The 14,840-nt window shown below is 69.0% G+C and carries 11 protein-coding genes; 3 read left to right on the top strand and 8 right to left on the bottom strand.

The features are described 5' to 3' along the window. Window positions 1-296 precede the first annotated feature (296 nt). Together TSO352_RS20205 and torS are read left to right on the top strand one after the other, a co-directional pair. Window positions 297-518, top strand: a complete 222-nt coding sequence (locus TSO352_RS20205; RefSeq protein ID WP_109109047.1) for a hypothetical protein — start codon at window positions 297-299, stop codon at window positions 516-518. A gap of 521 nt (window positions 519-1,039) precedes the next feature. Further along, a complete protein-coding gene (gene torS, locus TSO352_RS20200) occupies window positions 1,040-3,967 on the top strand; it encodes a TMAO reductase system sensor histidine kinase/response regulator TorS (RefSeq protein ID WP_109109046.1) in 2,928 nt (975 codons plus the stop codon). On the opposite strand, the gene torR is transcribed toward torS, so the two are convergent. Together torR and torT are read right to left on the bottom strand one after the other, a co-directional pair. Next, window positions 3,951-4,676: a two-component system response regulator TorR gene (gene torR / locus TSO352_RS20195; RefSeq protein WP_109109045.1), complete on the bottom strand. Its 726-nt coding sequence runs from the start codon at window positions 4,674-4,676 to the stop codon at window positions 3,951-3,953. The genes torS and torR overlap by 17 nt on opposite strands. Before the next feature lie 23 nt (window positions 4,677-4,699). Continuing rightward, window positions 4,700-5,764: a TMAO reductase system periplasmic protein TorT gene (torT, locus tag TSO352_RS20190; protein ID WP_199231674.1), complete on the bottom strand. Its 1,065-nt coding sequence runs from the start codon at window positions 5,762-5,764 to the stop codon at window positions 4,700-4,702. Between the two features lie 213 nt (window positions 5,765-5,977). On the opposite strand from torT, the gene TSO352_RS20185 reads away from it, so the two are divergent. Then, entirely contained in the window at window positions 5,978-8,644 is a 2,667-nt protein-coding gene (locus TSO352_RS20185; RefSeq protein ID WP_109109043.1) for a molybdopterin-dependent oxidoreductase, read from the top strand. Window positions 8,645-8,811: 167 nt separating this feature from the next. Here TSO352_RS20185 and ehuB read toward each other — a convergent pair whose 3' ends face one another. The 6 genes from ehuB to eutA form a co-directional block, all read right to left on the bottom strand. Beyond that, window positions 8,812-9,660 (bottom strand): ectoine/hydroxyectoine ABC transporter substrate-binding protein EhuB, encoded by an 849-nt coding sequence (gene ehuB / locus TSO352_RS20180; RefSeq protein ID WP_109109042.1) that lies wholly within the window; start codon window positions 9,658-9,660, stop codon window positions 8,812-8,814. A 135-nt stretch (window positions 9,661-9,795) separates the two neighbouring features. Then, window positions 9,796-10,806 (bottom strand): N(2)-acetyl-L-2,4-diaminobutanoate deacetylase DoeB, encoded by a 1,011-nt coding sequence (doeB, locus tag TSO352_RS20175; protein ID WP_199231673.1) that lies wholly within the window; start codon window positions 10,804-10,806, stop codon window positions 9,796-9,798. Window positions 10,807-10,820: 14 nt separating this feature from the next. Further along, complete coding sequence (gene doeA / locus TSO352_RS20170) at window positions 10,821-12,011, bottom strand: ectoine hydrolase DoeA (protein ID WP_199231672.1); 1,191 nt, start codon at window positions 12,009-12,011, stop codon at window positions 10,821-10,823. A 31-nt stretch (window positions 12,012-12,042) separates the two neighbouring features. Then, window positions 12,043-13,035, bottom strand: coding sequence for an ectoine utilization protein EutC (gene eutC / locus TSO352_RS20165; protein ID WP_109109040.1), 993 nt, complete (start codon window positions 13,033-13,035; stop codon window positions 12,043-12,045). Then, a complete protein-coding gene (gene eutB / locus TSO352_RS20160; RefSeq protein ID WP_109109039.1) occupies window positions 13,023-14,009 on the bottom strand; it encodes a hydroxyectoine utilization dehydratase EutB in 987 nt (328 codons plus the stop codon). The genes eutC and eutB overlap by 13 nt, the downstream gene beginning before the upstream one ends. After that, complete coding sequence (gene eutA, locus TSO352_RS20155) at window positions 14,006-14,791, bottom strand: ectoine utilization protein EutA (protein WP_109109038.1); 786 nt, start codon at window positions 14,789-14,791, stop codon at window positions 14,006-14,008. Before eutA ends, eutB begins: the two co-directional genes overlap by 4 nt. Window positions 14,792-14,840: the final 49 nt, after the last annotated feature.

Here is a 14,840-nt window from a genome sequence, read left to right as displayed (position 1 = left end):
GGATCGGCATCAGGCGCCCACCCAATTGAAGAAATCCGATGGATACCATCGGTTTATTTCGCTTTTGCCGATGGGTGTGGCTGCCTAGTATTGGCTCCGCAAGAGCAGGGTGCTGTGCGGAAACGATGATGGCAAACAGGGCTCGCCGCTGATTCTGGCGCTTGTGTCCTGCAGTCATCCCGACGCCCGGTTCCTTGTGGGACGTCCGGTATCCTTGGCGTCGAAGTCCTGCTGCCCCCCTTACGCCGATCAACGACGGTCGTTGCGTCATCCTTAAGAATGAGGACTGTGATCTTATGTCCATGCACTTGGCAAATCCGTCGTTGCTTGACGCAGAGATTTCCGACGCGGAGACGAATTCCCGCCGGCTCGACTCGCCCTACATCGTATTTCCGGCCCTCGCCCTTTTGCTGATCATGCCGTTGGGGATTGTGTTCCACCCCGCTTGGCTGGCCACAGCGGCTGAAGTGGGCGTCGTCGTGATGTTCATCGCCATCTTCCGCATGATGCGCATGTGATGGTAGCGCGCGCCTGTCGGCATGGCCCAGGCCGTCAACATCATCGTTGGACGGCAGGGCCGTGCGCGGGCCCATCCGCTTTCCCGGATGCCGGCTGGACTCATCGTCGATCAGGTCGTGGTCGACGATGAGCCTGTCCCGCTGGCGTCCTATATGTGCTGTGTCACCGCGTGCCTGAGGCCACCCGAATGGCCGACATGGAGCGAGCGAGCTGATGCCGCTCGACCCGCGCGGGTGTCTTTGAGCCGGGAACCGGCGTCCGAACAAGGCGGTCGCCACGTCCACGCTCGACAGGGCGATCCTGCGGGGCTCCGTGTCCGCGAGCGTTGGGCCATCAGGGCGCCGCGCCAGAGCGCCGCCTGTTCAGCGGCCCGGGGGTGTTTCGCGCCCTCCGCTCCACTCCCTTTGCCACGCGCGAGAACAAAGGCCATAAACCATGGGTGCTCAGCCGTCATCGCCTGGTCGTGGCGGCACGACATCGGTGGATCGCACGCCACCCCCGGGACAGGCGGAAGCGCTGCATGGTTCGGCTGCATGGCATGGGAATTCGCGGACGGCTGCTGCTCGCCTTCGGGTCGGTGGCGGCGTTGGCGTTCATTGCCGCGCTGACCGCGTGGCTGGGATTCGGGATGGTGAAGGATGCCGAAACCCTGATGATCGGCAGCGCCGTCCCCGCTATGGCAACGGCGCATCAAGTGTCCGAGGTCAGCGCCCAGGTGGCCTCCGATCTCATCGTCCTCGGGCGTGCGACCACCGTCGGTGAGGTCGAGGAGCGATCGCGGCTGCTGAGCACGGGAAGCCGGACCCTGGCGGCCCTGGTGGACGACCTGCATACCCAGGGTGCGGCCCCGGCGACGACGACCGAGCTGCGAACCATCGTGAATCGGCTGTCGTCCAACGTCGATCGGCAGAAGGACCTGCTGCTGACGCGCCTCGACCTCGAACAGCGGTTCGCCGACGCCACCGGGCAGGTGCTGAAAGCCACCGACCAGATCGTCGATCTGTCGCGCACGCTGGTGGAGAACGCCGACACGCGCGCCATCGCCGCCATCGCCCAAATCTACCGCCTGGTCGAGCGGCCGGAGGGCTCCGCCCAGGCGATGGACGTGCTCGACCAACTGGTCGAGGAACACCTGGACCAATTGCAGCGGATGACCGAGCTGCGCCTGCTCAGCAGCATCCTCGGCCAGCAGGTCGGGCGGCTGGCGCGCCTCACCAGCCGGCCGGAGATCGAGGAGTTGCAGGCGGCCTACCGCCGTTCGTGGACGATCATCGAGCGCCGCCTCCGCTTCGTCGACGACCCCGAGCGGCGGGCGGCGGCGGCGGCGCATCTGGCGGTGCTGCAGCCGCACGCCGACGGGGGCACGCCCGGCAACATCTTCAGCCTGCGCCTCGACATCCTCGCGCTCGCCGCGACGAGGGAGCGCCTGGCGTCGGACAGCGGCGGCGACATCGACTCGCTGCTGGACCTCGTCGGGCAGGTGACCACCCATTCCAACGCGCTGATCGCCGGTGCCAGCGCCAGCATGGCGCGGACGATGTCCGGCGCCCGCGCGACGTTGCTGGTCCTGGCCTTCGTCTCCCTGCTCGTGTCGGTCACCATCGTCGTCTTCTACGTGCAGGGCAACCTGCTGCGGCGGATGACCGGGCTGCACCGCACGATGGATCGCCTCGCGGAGGGCGATCTCGACGCGACGATCGGCGTCGAGGGCAGCGACGAGCTGGCCAGCATGGCGCGGTCGCTGGAGGTGTTCCGGCAGACCGCCATCAGCCGCCGCCAGCTGGAGATCCAGCAGGTTCTGGTCAACGAGGAGCTGCGCCACTACCAGACCGACCTGGAGCATCTGGTCTCGGAGCGGACGGCGATGCTCCGTGACGCCAACGCCCGCCTTGCCGACGAAGCGGAACGGGCGGAGGCGGCCAACCGCGCCAAGTCCGTGTTCCTCGCCACCATGAGCCACGAGATCCGCACGCCGATGAACGGCGTGCTCGGCATCGCAACGCTGCTGCGCGGCACCGAGCTGAACGCCGAGCAGCGCCGGTTCCTCGCCACCATCGTCGAATCCGGTCAGGTGCTGCTGCGCATTCTCAACGACGTGCTGGACTACTCGAAGATCGAAGCCGGGCGACTTGAATTCGAAGTCGTCGATTTCTCCCTCGAAGCGGTGATCGAGCGACTGAGGGACCTGTTTTCGCCGGAGGCCGAGGCCAAGGGCCTGTTGCTCGGCTTCGAGATCGACCCGGACCTGCCGCCCTGGTACCGCGGCGACCCCGGGCGGCTCCAGCAGATCCTGGCCAACCTCATCGGCAACGCCATCAAGTTCACGGACGAGGGGGAAATCTACGTCTCCGTCGAGGGCGAGGGGCCGGCCCGAGCGACCGGCGGCGAGCCGGTCTGGACGCTGCGCTTCGAGGTCGCCGACAGCGGCATCGGCATCGCCGAAGACAAGCTTCCGGGCCTGTTCGACGCCTTCACGCAGGCGGAGAACTCCACCTCGCGGCGGTACGGCGGCACCGGGCTGGGGCTCGCCATATGCGAGCGCCTCGTCCACGGCATGAACGGGACGATCGGCGTCGACAGTGCGCCGGGGCGCGGCAGCACCTTCCACTTCACCCTGCCGCTGCCGGCCGGCCGGGAGCCGCCGGCGCCGGACCGGCTGGACGACGAGGGCGATCCGCTGCCTGCGATGACCGTGCTGCTGGTCGAGGACACCGAGGTCAATCGCCTGGTGGTCCGCACCATCCTGGAGCGCATGGGGCACACCGTCGTCGAGGCGGTGAACGGTCGGGAGGCGCTGGCCGCGGTCGAGCGGAGCCGTCCCGACCTCGTGCTGATGGACATCAGCATGCCGGTCATGGACGGCTTCGCCGCCACCCGCGCGATCCGGGCGCACCCGGATCCGCGCGTCGCACGGTTGCCGATCGTCGCGCTGACCGCGCACGTCATCGAACGCGACGTCGGCCGCTACGCCGAGGCCGGGATGGACGGTCTGGTCGGCAAGCCGGTGGATCCCGCCCACCTGCTCGCGGCGATGCGCGCGGTGCTGGCCGGGCACAAGGCGTTCCATCGGTCCGACGCGGCGTTCGCCGCGACCCCGCCGGCCTTCGACCCCCAGGTGCTCGCCGCCGACCGCGCCCGCCTGGGCGACGGCACGGTGTCGGCGCTGCTCGCGACCTTCGAGCGGGAGAGCGACCGGCTGGCCGGCCTGCTGGAGCGCGGCGCCGCGGCAGGGGACTGGGCGGCGGTCGGCGACGCGGCGCACGCGCTCAAGAGTGCGTGCGCGCAGGTCGGCCTGATGGCGGCCAGCGCCCTGGCCCGCCGCATCGAAACCCTGTGCCGGTCCGGCACGCCGCCGTCCGAAGCCGACCTCGCGGACCTCCGCACGGCGCTCGACGCCGGGCGGGCACTGCTCGACGGCGAGCGCCGGCGGCTCAGCCGCCCGTCGTGACTTCGGCAGTGAAGACGTAGCCCTCGCCGTGCGCCGTCACGATGATCGTCGGGTTGCGCGGATCGGGTTCGAGCTTGCGCCGCAGGCGGCCGACGAGGACGTCGATCGAGCGGTCGTTGGGCGCCCAGATCCGGTGGTTGATCTGGTCCATCAGATGGTCGCGGTTGAGCACCACTCCCGGTCGGCTGACCAGCGCCGACAGCAGCTCGTACTCGGCGCGCGTCAGCTTGACCAGCTCGCCGCTGGGCGCTTCCAGGCGCCGCCGTTCGGGGGCGAAGCTCCAGCCCTCGAAGCGGAACACCGACGCCTCGGCGGCCGGGCGCGCCACGCCCGCGGTCCGGCGCAGGAGGTTGCGCACCCGCACCAGCAGCTCGCGCATGTTGTAGGGCTTGGTGACGTAGTCGTCGGCACCGATCTCCAGGCCGACGATGCGGTCCACCTCGTCGGCCCGCCCGGTCACCAGGATGATGCCGATGTCCGACCTGGCGCGCAGTTCGCGCGCCAGCGTCAATCCGCTCTCTCCGGGCAGGTTGATGTCGAGGAGCACCAGGTCGACGGCGTAGTCGCGCATCAGCTTGCGCATGGCGTTGCCGTCCTCCGCGGTGAGGACGTCGAACCCTTCGGTCGCCAGATAGCCGGCCAGCTTCTCGCGCGAGACGGCCTCGTCCTCGACGACCAGCAGGCGGACGGGATGGCCCGGTGGCTTCATGGCGGCATCACCCTTCGAAAGCGTCAGTGTGGTTTGTGGTCATCGGCCGTTCCGTCCGCGGCGCCGCCCGGCGCCGGGACGCCGAAGGTCGGCTTGAAGTCGGGCGGCGACAAGGAGGCGGCCAGGTCGATGCCGTCGACGGTGTCCCGGGTGACCAGGATCACCTCGGGTCCGACATGCGACGGCACCGGGCGGCCCTCCAGCACCCGCACCGCCTGGTCGATGGAGATGCGCCCCTGGAGGAGCGGCTGATCGGTTGGCGCCGCGAGGATGTGCCCGCGCTTGATGCCGCGATAGACGCCGTGCGTGAAATAGTCGGCCACGACGTGAATCCGCTCCTGCAGGCCGCGGGCGCGCAGCGCCCCCACCGCCGCCTCGGCGGCGACACCGGCGCCGACGATGTAGTCGATCGCGGGATCCGCCTCCAGCACCTCCTCGATCAGCGAAAGCTGCACCAGCTTGCCGGTGTCGCCATGGCGCACGACGGCGATCTCCACCGCCGCATCGCCGAGCGCGTCGGTGAGGCCCCGCATCTTGCTGTCTGAACCGCCGTCACTCTTCGGTCCCGGAAACAGCGCGATCCGGACCCTGGGCGAGCCCTTCGGGTGACGCTCGGCCAGGAAACGGCCGGTCAGATACCCCATGCGGTACCAATCCACGCCGGCCATCGCGACAATGCCCTCCGGCCGCACCTGGTTCACGGTCGCCAGAACCGGGATGTGGCGCCCGACCTCGACCACCGCAGGGGTCTGCAGGTCGGCGCTGACCGAGCCCAGGATGATCGCGTCGGCCCGCCCGTCGGCGCACTCCTTCAACTGCTCGCGCTGGCCCTCGGCATGGCCATAACCGCCGGCCTCCTTCACCGTCAGCGCGACGCCGAGCCGGCGCGCCTGCTCGACCATGCCGGCGTTCACGCTGAGCCAGTACGAGTCCTTGAGGTGCGGATACAGCGCGCACAGCCGCCATGGCCGCGCCGCCGCGTCGAGCGGCTGGTAGTCCAGCGGGTGGGAGGGCGAGGTGTAGTCGAGCATCCGCTCCCAGGTCTCCAGGCGCCAGGTTTCCGCGGCGGCCAGGGGAACGCCGGACACCGCGAGGACGAGCGCAGCAGCAAGCGCCGCCGACGCCCGGCGCCCGTTACAAACGCTTACAATTTCTTTCGTCCTGGACATGCCCGCCCGGAATCTCGTTCGCATCGCCGCAGTATCCTGATTGGGAAAGGGGGCTTCGGCAAGGTGCTTGGCCCCAGACGCAGAACCGTTCGACCGCGCTCCAGCGCGCCGATCCTCATCGCGAGGCCTATCATGAACCTGTCCCGGCGCTTCTTCCTCTCGCTGTCGTCCGGCGTTGCCGCTGGCGCGCTGATCCCTGGCGGCGTGTCCTCGGCGGCGAAGGCCGTTGCCGGCAGCGTTCCGACGACGATCCCGCACGCGACGCACTACGGCGCCTTCCACGCCGTCGTCCAGCATGGCCGGATGACCGCCGTGCGCCCGCTCGCCGAGGCGTACGATGCGATGCCGACTCCGATGCTCACCGAGGGCATCATCGCGCGCACCTACGACAAGACGCGCGTCCTCTACCCGATGGTGCGCAAGTCGTACCTGGAAGGCGTCGAGAACGGCACCGGTACCAAGCCGGAGCTGCGGGGCAAGGAGCCCTTTGTCCGCGTCCCCTGGGACGTGGCCCTGGGCCTGACCTCCAAGGCCATCCTCGACACCATCGACCAGTATGGCAACGAGGGGATCTTCAGCTCGTCGTACGGCGGCTGGTCGCACGCCGGCATCTTCCGGCCGAACGCGTTGCAGGGGCGCTTCTTCAACATCATCGGCGGCTGTTCGGTGACGACGGGCGACTACTCGGCCGGCGCCTCGCAGATCCTGCTGCCCTTCGTCATCGGCGACATGGAGGTCTACTCGGCGCAGACCTCCTGGGAACAGATCCGCGACAACACCGAGGTCTTCGTGTTCGTCGGCTGCGATCCGTTCAAGAACAACCGCATCGAGTACACGGTGTGCGATCACCAGATGTACCCGCGTTGGATGGAGATCAAGAAAGCCGGCGTCAAGTTCATCTCCATCAACCCGCAGGTCACGCCGACCGATGATGCACTGGGCTCGGAGTGGGTGAAGATCATCCCGAACACCGACACCGCGCTGTTCCTGGCCATGAGCTATCATGTCTACAAGACGGGAAAGCACGACAAGGATTTCCTGAAGACCCACACGGTGGGCGCGGACCGCTTCATCCAGCATCTGGAAGGCAAGGGACCGGACGGGGTCGTCAAGACGCCGGAATGGGCGGCGGCGATCACCGGCATCCCGGCCGAGAAGATCCGCGAACTGGCCGAACTCTTGGCCACCAAGCGCACCGAGATCGCCGGCGCCTGGGCGCTGCAGCGCGCCCACCACGGCGAGATGACCCATTGGGCCATCATCAACTTCGCCTGCATGACGGGCAAGATCGGGCTGCCGGGGCAGGGGGTCGGCTTCAGCTGGCACTACGGGTGCGGCGGCATGCCGCAGTCCGGCGCGGCAATGCCCGCCGGCCTGGGGCAGGGCCGCAACGCCATCAAGAAGATCTGCCCGGCGTCGCGGATCAGCGAGATGCTGCTCAACCCCGGCAAGGCGTTCACCTACAACGGCACCACCTACACCTACCCGGCCAAGATCGACCTGGTCTACAACGCCGGCAACAACGTCATGTCGCACCAGCAGAACACCAACGAGCTGATCCGCGCGCTGCAGACCGTCAAGACGGTCGTCGTCCAGGACCCCTGGTGGTGCGCCTCCTCGCGCTGGGCGGACATCGTGCTGCCCGCGACCACGACGGTCGAGCGCGACGACGTCTCCTCCGCCGGCACCTACAGCAACGACAAGATTTTCGCCATGAAGAGGGTCATCGAGCCGCTGGGCGAGAGCCTCGACGACTTTGAGATCTTCCGGCGCCTGGCGGAGCGCTTCGGGGTCGAGCAACAATACACGGAAGGCCTGACCGTGATGGAGATCATCAAGGCGGCCTACGAGAAGAGCGCGGCGCCCATTCCCTTCGACGAGTTCTGGGAGAAGGGCATCGCCGAGGTCCCGGTGCCGAAGGAGGCGCACGCCTGGGTGCGGCACGGCGACTTCCGCAAGGATCCCGTCAAGAATCCGCTGCACACCAAATCCGGCAAGATCGAGATGTATTGCGAGGCGGTGGCCGCGTTCAAGCTGCCGGACTGCCCGCCCATGCCGACCTATCTGGAGCCCGGTGAGTTCCTGGGCAACGCCAAGCCGGGACAGGTGCATGTGGTCAGCCCGCACCCCTTCATGCGGCTGCACTCGCAGATGGCCAACGCGGAGGTCCTGCGCAAGGGCTATGCGGTCGCCGGCCGCGAGCCGCTGCTGATCTCCGCCGAGGACGCCCGGGAGCGGGGCATCGTCTCGGGCGACGTGGTCGAACTGTCCAACGAGCGCGGAACGGTTCTGGCCGGCGCCGTCGTCACCGACAAGATCATGAAGGGCGTGGTGAGCATCCAGGAAGGCGTCTGGCCGCAGGTGGACTCCAAGGGGCGCTGCAACAGCGGGCTGGTCAACTTCATCACCAGTTCCCGGCCGTCGAGCGGTCTGAACCAGGCGACGACCGCCAACACCTGCCTGGCGTTCCTGCGCAAGTGCACGGACGCGGAGACGCCGAACCAGGCCTATGAGCCGCCGGCGGTCCTGCAGCGCGACGTGGCGCTGAAGGAGGAGTTCTTCGGCTTCGACCGCGCGTACGGGCTGTCCGAGAAGGCGACCGCAAACATGGAGCCGGGCGAGAAGCTCTTCTACCAGCGCTGCACCGTGTGCCACGGCCCCCGCGACCCGGCCCAGTTCACCAAGCAGCAGTGGCAGGGCATCACCCAGAGCATGTTCCCGCGCGCCGGCCTGGACGATGATCAGAAGAAGATCGTGATGGACTTCCTGCTGAAGAACGCCAAGGACGCCGCGCAGTGATCCGCAACCGGCGCTTCGCCCCCGTTGGGCGAAGCGCCGGTGGTGGAGTTATGTTCGCACCGATGCCCCGGCAGCCAGTTCGCTCGCCGCTTCCCCGCACGGTGCCGGAGAGCCACCGAACCGGGGCAAGATCACGAGCGGCCTGACCGCTCAGCCGGCCTGACCGCTCAGTTGGACGCGGCGCAGAGTTTCTCGCGGGAGGTCTGCTTTGCGGCCTCGGCGGAGAAACCGTAGGGTTCGATGATCTTGGCGAACTCGCCCGACGTCTTCATTTCGGCCAGGACCTTGTCGAAGGCATCGCGCAAGGCGGTGTCCTGTTTGCGGAAGGCGGCGCCGTCGCAATAGACCGGGGCACCTTTCACCGGAGCAACCACCTCGATGTTCGGGTCGTTGGCCTTGCCGACCAGATCATGGATCGACAGGACCGGCAGCGAATAGACGTCGATGCGGCCGTCCTGCAGCATCTTCAGGCCGCTCTGCGGATCCGGCACCACGATCACGCGGTCGCGCGGCACGCCGGCCTGCAGCGCCAGCTTCTCCTCGGTGCCGCCGCCGGGGGCGCCGATCTTGGCGTTCGGGTTCTTGGCGATGTCTTCGTAGGAGGTCAGCTTCAGCGGGTTGCCCTTCTTCAGGGCGAAGGATTCCGCATCGCAGAGGATCGGTTCGGAGTAGGCGACGGCCTTGCAGCGTTCCGGCTTCATGAACAGGCCGGCGGTGACGACGTCGAAACGGCGGGCCTGCAGGCCGGGGATCATCGCGCCATATTCGGAGATCGAGGCGACCACGTCGTTGACCTCCAGCTTCTTCATCACCGCGCGGGCGACGTCGGGGGCGGCGCCCGATACGGTGCCGTCCGGCTTGACGGCGGTGTAGGGCGGCTCGTTGGCGATGCCGATGCGGGCGAACCCCTGTTCGCGCAGCGTCTCCAGGGTATCGGCGGCGAAGGCCGGTGCGGTGAGCGCCAGGAGTGCCGCGGCGGCGATGCCGAACCTTTGGGCGATCTTGGAGTGTTTCATTTCGGCCGTCCCTTTTCGTGATCTGGTGATTGCCCGGCCGGCCTTCCCGTCGGGGCGCCGGCCCCTGTTTCGTCGGTGTCGATACCGTTCTTCAGCACGCCCGCCTTCTGCCGAGGCGGGTTCAACACGCGGCGGTCAGTGTTCGACCGTTCCGACCACCGCGATGCAGTCGCCGGCCTTGACGAGGCCGGGGAAATGGCGGGCCGCCAGGATGCCGTCCAGCGCCGCCCGGTATTCGGATGGCGCCAGCCCGGTGCGGCCGATGGGGTGGATGCGGGCGAGCAGGTCGCCCGCCCGCACCGGCTGGCCCAGATCGACGCAGGCCTCGATCAGGCCGCTGTCCTCGGCGAAGCGGAAACAGTCGGCCGACGGCATGTCGAGCCAGCGACTGGCTTCCGCTGGTTGACCGTCTGCCGGCGGCGCGTCCGCCAGGATCCCGGCGTGGCGCAGGACGTTGCGGACGCCGCGCTTGGCGATGGCGATGGTCTCCGCCCGGCCGGTGCCGCCGCCGCCCAGTTCGGTGGTGACGAAGGTTTTGCCCTGCTCCTCCGCCGCGGTGTCGTACATGCCGACCGCGTCGATCTCCAGCATGCGCATGGAATAGGGCGCGGCGAAAGCGGCCACCGCCGCGAAGCAGCGCGCCTCCTGGTCCTTGTCGGGCAGGATGTGGGCGGCGGCGAAGGGCACGAAATCCAGCGTCTTGCCGCCGGAATGGATGTCCATCACCAGATCGGCCAAGGGCAGGAGTTCGCGGGTGAAGTAATCGGCGATCTTCTGCGTCACCGTGCCGTCCGGGCGGCCGGGGAAGCTGCGGTTCAGGTTGCCCTTGTCGATGGGCGAGGTGCGGGTGCCGGCCTGGAACGCCGGATAATTCATCGCCGGAACGATGATGACCCGGCCGGCGACCTGATCGGCCGTCAGCGTCTGGGCGAGGTCGAACAGGGCGACCGCGCCCTCATACTCGTCGCCGTGGTTGGCTCCGGTCAGCAGAGCGGTCGGCCCGGTGCCGCTGCGCACCACGGTGATCGGGATCATCACCGACCCCCAGGCCGAATCGTCGCGGCTGTAGGGCAGCCGCAGGAAGCCGTGCTGCACACCGTCGCGCTCGAAATCAACGGTCGGGGTTATGGGGGAGGGGGCAAGCATGACGGGCGCCATCGTCACGACTTCACGATCAGCTTGCGCGGCACGTTGGCGAGGCATTCGACGCCGGTGTCGGTGATGACGATGCTTTCGGTGATCTCCAGCCCCATGTCCTCCAGCCACAGTCCGGTCATGAAGTGGAAGGTCATCCCGGGCTTCAGTTCGGTGCGGTCGCCGGGGCGCAGGCTCATGGTGCGCTCGCCCCAGTCCGGCGGGTAGCTGAGGCCGATCGGGTAGCCGGTGCGGTTGTCCTTGGTGATGCCGTAGCGCTTCAGCACGGCGAAGAAGGCGTTGGCGATGTCCTCGCAACTGTTGCCCGGCTTGGCGGCGGCAAGGCCGGCCTCCATTCCCTCCAGCGTCGCCTTCTCGGCGTCGAGGAAAGCCTGCGTCGGCGTGCCGAGGAAGACGGTGCGCGACAGCGGGCAGTGGTAGCGCTTGTAGCAGCCGGCGATCTCGAAGAAGGTGCCCTCGCCCAGCTTCATCGGCCGGTCGTCCCAGGTCAGGTGCGGCGCCGAGGCGTCGGCCCCCGACGGCAACAGCGGGACGATGGCCGGATAGTCGCCGCCGAAGCCCTCCGCACCCCCGATGCCGCGGATGCCGGCGTCGTAGATCTCGGCGACGAGGTCGCATTTGCGCATTCCCGGTTCGACCCGCTCGACGATGCGGGCGTGCATCGCCTCGACGATGCGGGCGGCCTTGCGCATATAGTCGAGTTCCTGCGGGCTCTTGACCGCGCGCTGCCAGTTGACCAGCGCCGTCGCGTTCTTGAAGCGGGCGTTGGGCAGGTGGGTGGTCAGCGACTGGTAGGCGGCGGCGGTGAACCAGTAATTGTCCATCTCGACACCGATGGCGAGCCCGCCCCAGCCGCGATCCGCCAGGATCTTTGACAGCAGGTCCATCGGGTGGCGTTCGGTCGACTGCACGTAATGGTCGGGATAGCCGATGATGTTGTCATGGGCGAGATAGGCGGTGCGCTTGGCGCCGTTGGCGTCCTGGCCGCGGCCGTACCAGATCGGCTCGCCATGCGGCGGCACGATCACGCATTGGTGGACATAGAAGGACCAGCCGTCATAGCCGGTCAGCCAGGCCATGTTCGACGGATCGGTGACGATCAGCAGCTCGATGCCGGCCTTGTCCATGGCGGCACGGGTCTTGTCGAGCCGTGCGGCATATTCGGCCCGGCTGAAGTTCAGCGTCGGTTCCAGCATGTCGGGGTCTCTCTCGTAAGAGGAGGGATGTTCAGGCGTCGAAGGCGGTGCCGGCGCCGGCCGCCAGGGCCCGGCTGCGCGCCAGCGTGGCGATGGCGGTGTCCTGGACCCCGGTCCCGGTGAGGTCGCAGACGGTGATGGCGTCGGTGGACGGGCGGCCCGGGGTCTGCCCGGCGATGACGGCGCCCAGCTCCGGGAAGTCGCGGTCGGCGGCGACCGCCCCGGCGGAAATTGCGTGGTGCAGTTCGCCCAGCCGTCGGGTCTGCGCCAGGCTGTCGGCGACGTAGAGGTCGGTGCGGACGAGGATGGCGGGATCGAGTTCGTTCTTGTGCTCGGCATCCGACCCCATGGCGGTGACATGCTGGCCGGGTTCGAGCCAGTCCGCCGCCAGGATCGGCCGGTCCGCCGGGGTGGTGGTGACGATGACGTCGGCACCGGCGACCGCCGCTCGCCCGTCCTGGACGGCGTGCACCGGGATGCCGAGGTGATCCGACAGACGGGCGGCGGCGGCGGCGGCGCGCTCGGGCTGGCGCGCCCAGAGACGGGCCTCGCGGATCGGGCGGACCAGGGTCAGCGCCTCCAGCTGCAATGCCGCCTGCACCCCGGCGCCGAAGACAGCGGCGACGGCGCTGTCGGGGCGCGACAGATGCTTGGCCGCGACCGCCCCCGCCGCCGCGGTCCGCACGTCGGTCAGATAGCCGTTGTCGAGCAGCAGGGCCTCGACCAAGCCGGTCCGGCTGCTCAGCAGCACCATCAGCCCGTTGACGCTGGGCAGGCCGAGCGCCGGGTTGCCGAAGAAGCCGGGGCTGATCTTGATGGCGAAGCCGTCGAGGCCGGGGACATAGGCGGTCTTGACGTCGACCTCGCCGCGATATTCGGGAATGTCGAGCCGCAGGATCGGCGGCATCGCCACCGGGCGGGTGGCCAGCGCCAGGAAGGCGTCCTCGACGCAGGCGACGGCATCGCCGTCGAGCGGAACGATCCGCCGCAGCTCCGCCTCGGTCAGGATGGTCATGCGGGGCATGAATGGGCTCCGGTGATGATGCGGCGGTGCAGGTCCATGGCGATGTTGCGGCCGGACAGCAGCGCGATCGTGGGGCCGCGCGGCGCGACCTTGCCGGCGAGCAGTGCGGCGATGCCGACGGCGCCGGCGCCCTCGACGATCTCCTGCTCGGCGGAATAGGCGTGCTCGATGCCGGCGGCGATCTCGGCCTCGGTCAGCAGGATCACGTCGTCGAGCAGGCTGGCGGCGAGGCGGTGGGTGTAGCGGTTGTCCAGCCCGATGCCGCCGCCGAGCGAGTCCGCCAGCGTTTCCAACTCCTCGACCTGGACCGGGCGCCCGGCTTGCAGGCTGGCGTGCATGGCCGCACCGCGCTCCATCGAGACGCCGACGACCCGCAATCCGGGCCGCAGCGCCTTGGCCGCCAGCGCGACACCGCCGATCAGGCCGCCGCCCGACAGCGGCACCAGCAGAAGGGCGGCGTCGGGCACCGCCTCGACGATCTCCAGCCCCAGCGTGCCCTGGCCGGCGATGACGTCGGCATGGTCGAATGGGGGGATGGAGGCGAACCCCTCCTCGCGGACCAGCCGGTCAACCTCGACCTGGGCATCGTCCTGGGAGCGGCCGATGATGCGGATCTCGGCGCCCAGCGCACGAATGCCGTCGACCTTGTTGGCGGGGACCAGCGCCGACATGCAGACGACGCAGCGGACGCCGGCCTGTGCGGCGGCATGGGCGAGTGCCCGACCGTGGTTGCCGGTGGAGGCGGCTGCGACCCCCGTCGCCAGCGCGGCACGGGGCAGGGCGGACAGCGCGTTGGTGGCGCCGCGCAGCTTGAAGCTGCCGGTGGTCTGGCGGGTCTCCAGCTTGAGGAAGACGGGGACGCCGCAGCGCGCCGTCAGGCTGGGCGAGGCGACGGTCGGTGTCGCCGCGATCCGCCCGGCCAGCCGCGCGCGGGCGCGGAAGACGTCCTCCAGGCCGATGCCGTGTCCGGTCATGGGTGAGCCTCTGCCGGCAAGGGAAGGGTCATCAGCCGCCCGCCTTCGGGCCGGGGCCGGTCGTCGCCGCACAGGCGCAGCGTGACCCAGGCGGTGGCTTGGTTGCTGGTGACCACCGGACGGCCGATCGCGGCCTCGATCTCCGCGGCGACGGCGGCCGAGCGCAGGGCGGTGCAGGAGATGAACAGCGCGTCGGCGTCGGGCGCCATCGCGTCGGCGGCGGCGCGCACCAGGCTGTCGGGCGTAATGCGCGCCATTTCCCGGTCGTCGTCGAGCCCGAAGCAGGTGAAGCGCGCAAGGTCGAACCCGTGCTCGCTGAAATAGGCGGCCATGGGCCGGCTGGTCTGTTCGGTGTAGGGGGTCAGCACGGCGATGCGCCGGGCGCCAAGCGCCTTCAGGGCGCGACGGGCGGCGGCCGGCGGGGTGATGACGGGAACACCCGGCTTGGCCGACGCGATGGCGTCCTCGATGGCGTCGTCGCCCATGACGACGCTGGCCGAGGTGCAGGAATAGCAGATGGCGTCGAGCGGCTCGTCGGGCAGGATCAGCGCCGCCCCCTCGGCGAGACGGGGCTGCATGCGGCGCAGATTCTCCGGCGTCGTCGGGTTGGCGTAGGCGATCCGCGCGGTGTAGACGCCGATGCGCTCGCCCGCGACCATGCGGCGGAAATCGGGTTCGGTCGTGTGGTCGGTCGCCAGAACGACCAGACCGACGCGCCTTTCGAACGGGCGGTCATCGAAGGCCAGCGTGGTGGCCGAGCGCAGGATCGGGATGGAGGGCATGGCTCGGGAACTCCGGGGTCAGCAGCGGGTCGGCGATCAGCGGTCCGGT

The organism is Azospirillum sp. TSO35-2, assembly GCF_003116095.1.
Lineage (GTDB): Bacteria > Pseudomonadota > Alphaproteobacteria > Azospirillales > Azospirillaceae > Azospirillum.
Note: the sequence above shows the minus strand (reverse complement) of the source record. Positions and strands in the feature narration are given on the sequence as shown.

Coding starts and splice junctions, on each gene's coding strand:
- TSO352_RS20205 (WP_109109047.1), top strand. CDS start 297: ATGTCCATGCACTTGGCAAATCCGTCGTTGCTTGACGCAGAGATTTCC.
- torS (WP_109109046.1), top strand. CDS start 1,040: ATGGTTCGGCTGCATGGCATGGGAATTCGCGGACGGCTGCTGCTCGCC.
- torR (WP_109109045.1), bottom strand. CDS start 4,676: ATGAAGCCACCGGGCCATCCCGTCCGCCTGCTGGTCGTCGAGGACGAG.
- TSO352_RS20185 (WP_109109043.1), top strand. CDS start 5,978: ATGAACCTGTCCCGGCGCTTCTTCCTCTCGCTGTCGTCCGGCGTTGCC.
- ehuB (WP_109109042.1), bottom strand. CDS start 9,660: ATGAAACACTCCAAGATCGCCCAAAGGTTCGGCATCGCCGCCGCGGCA.
- doeB (WP_199231673.1), bottom strand. CDS start 10,806: ATGCTTGCCCCCTCCCCCATAACCCCGACCGTTGATTTCGAGCGCGAC.
- doeA (WP_199231672.1), bottom strand. CDS start 12,011: ATGCTGGAACCGACGCTGAACTTCAGCCGGGCCGAATATGCCGCACGG.
- eutC (WP_109109040.1), bottom strand. CDS start 13,035: ATGCCCCGCATGACCATCCTGACCGAGGCGGAGCTGCGGCGGATCGTT.
- eutB (WP_109109039.1), bottom strand. CDS start 14,009: ATGACCGGACACGGCATCGGCCTGGAGGACGTCTTCCGCGCCCGCGCG.
- eutA (WP_109109038.1), bottom strand. CDS start 14,791: ATGCCCTCCATCCCGATCCTGCGCTCGGCCACCACGCTGGCCTTCGAT.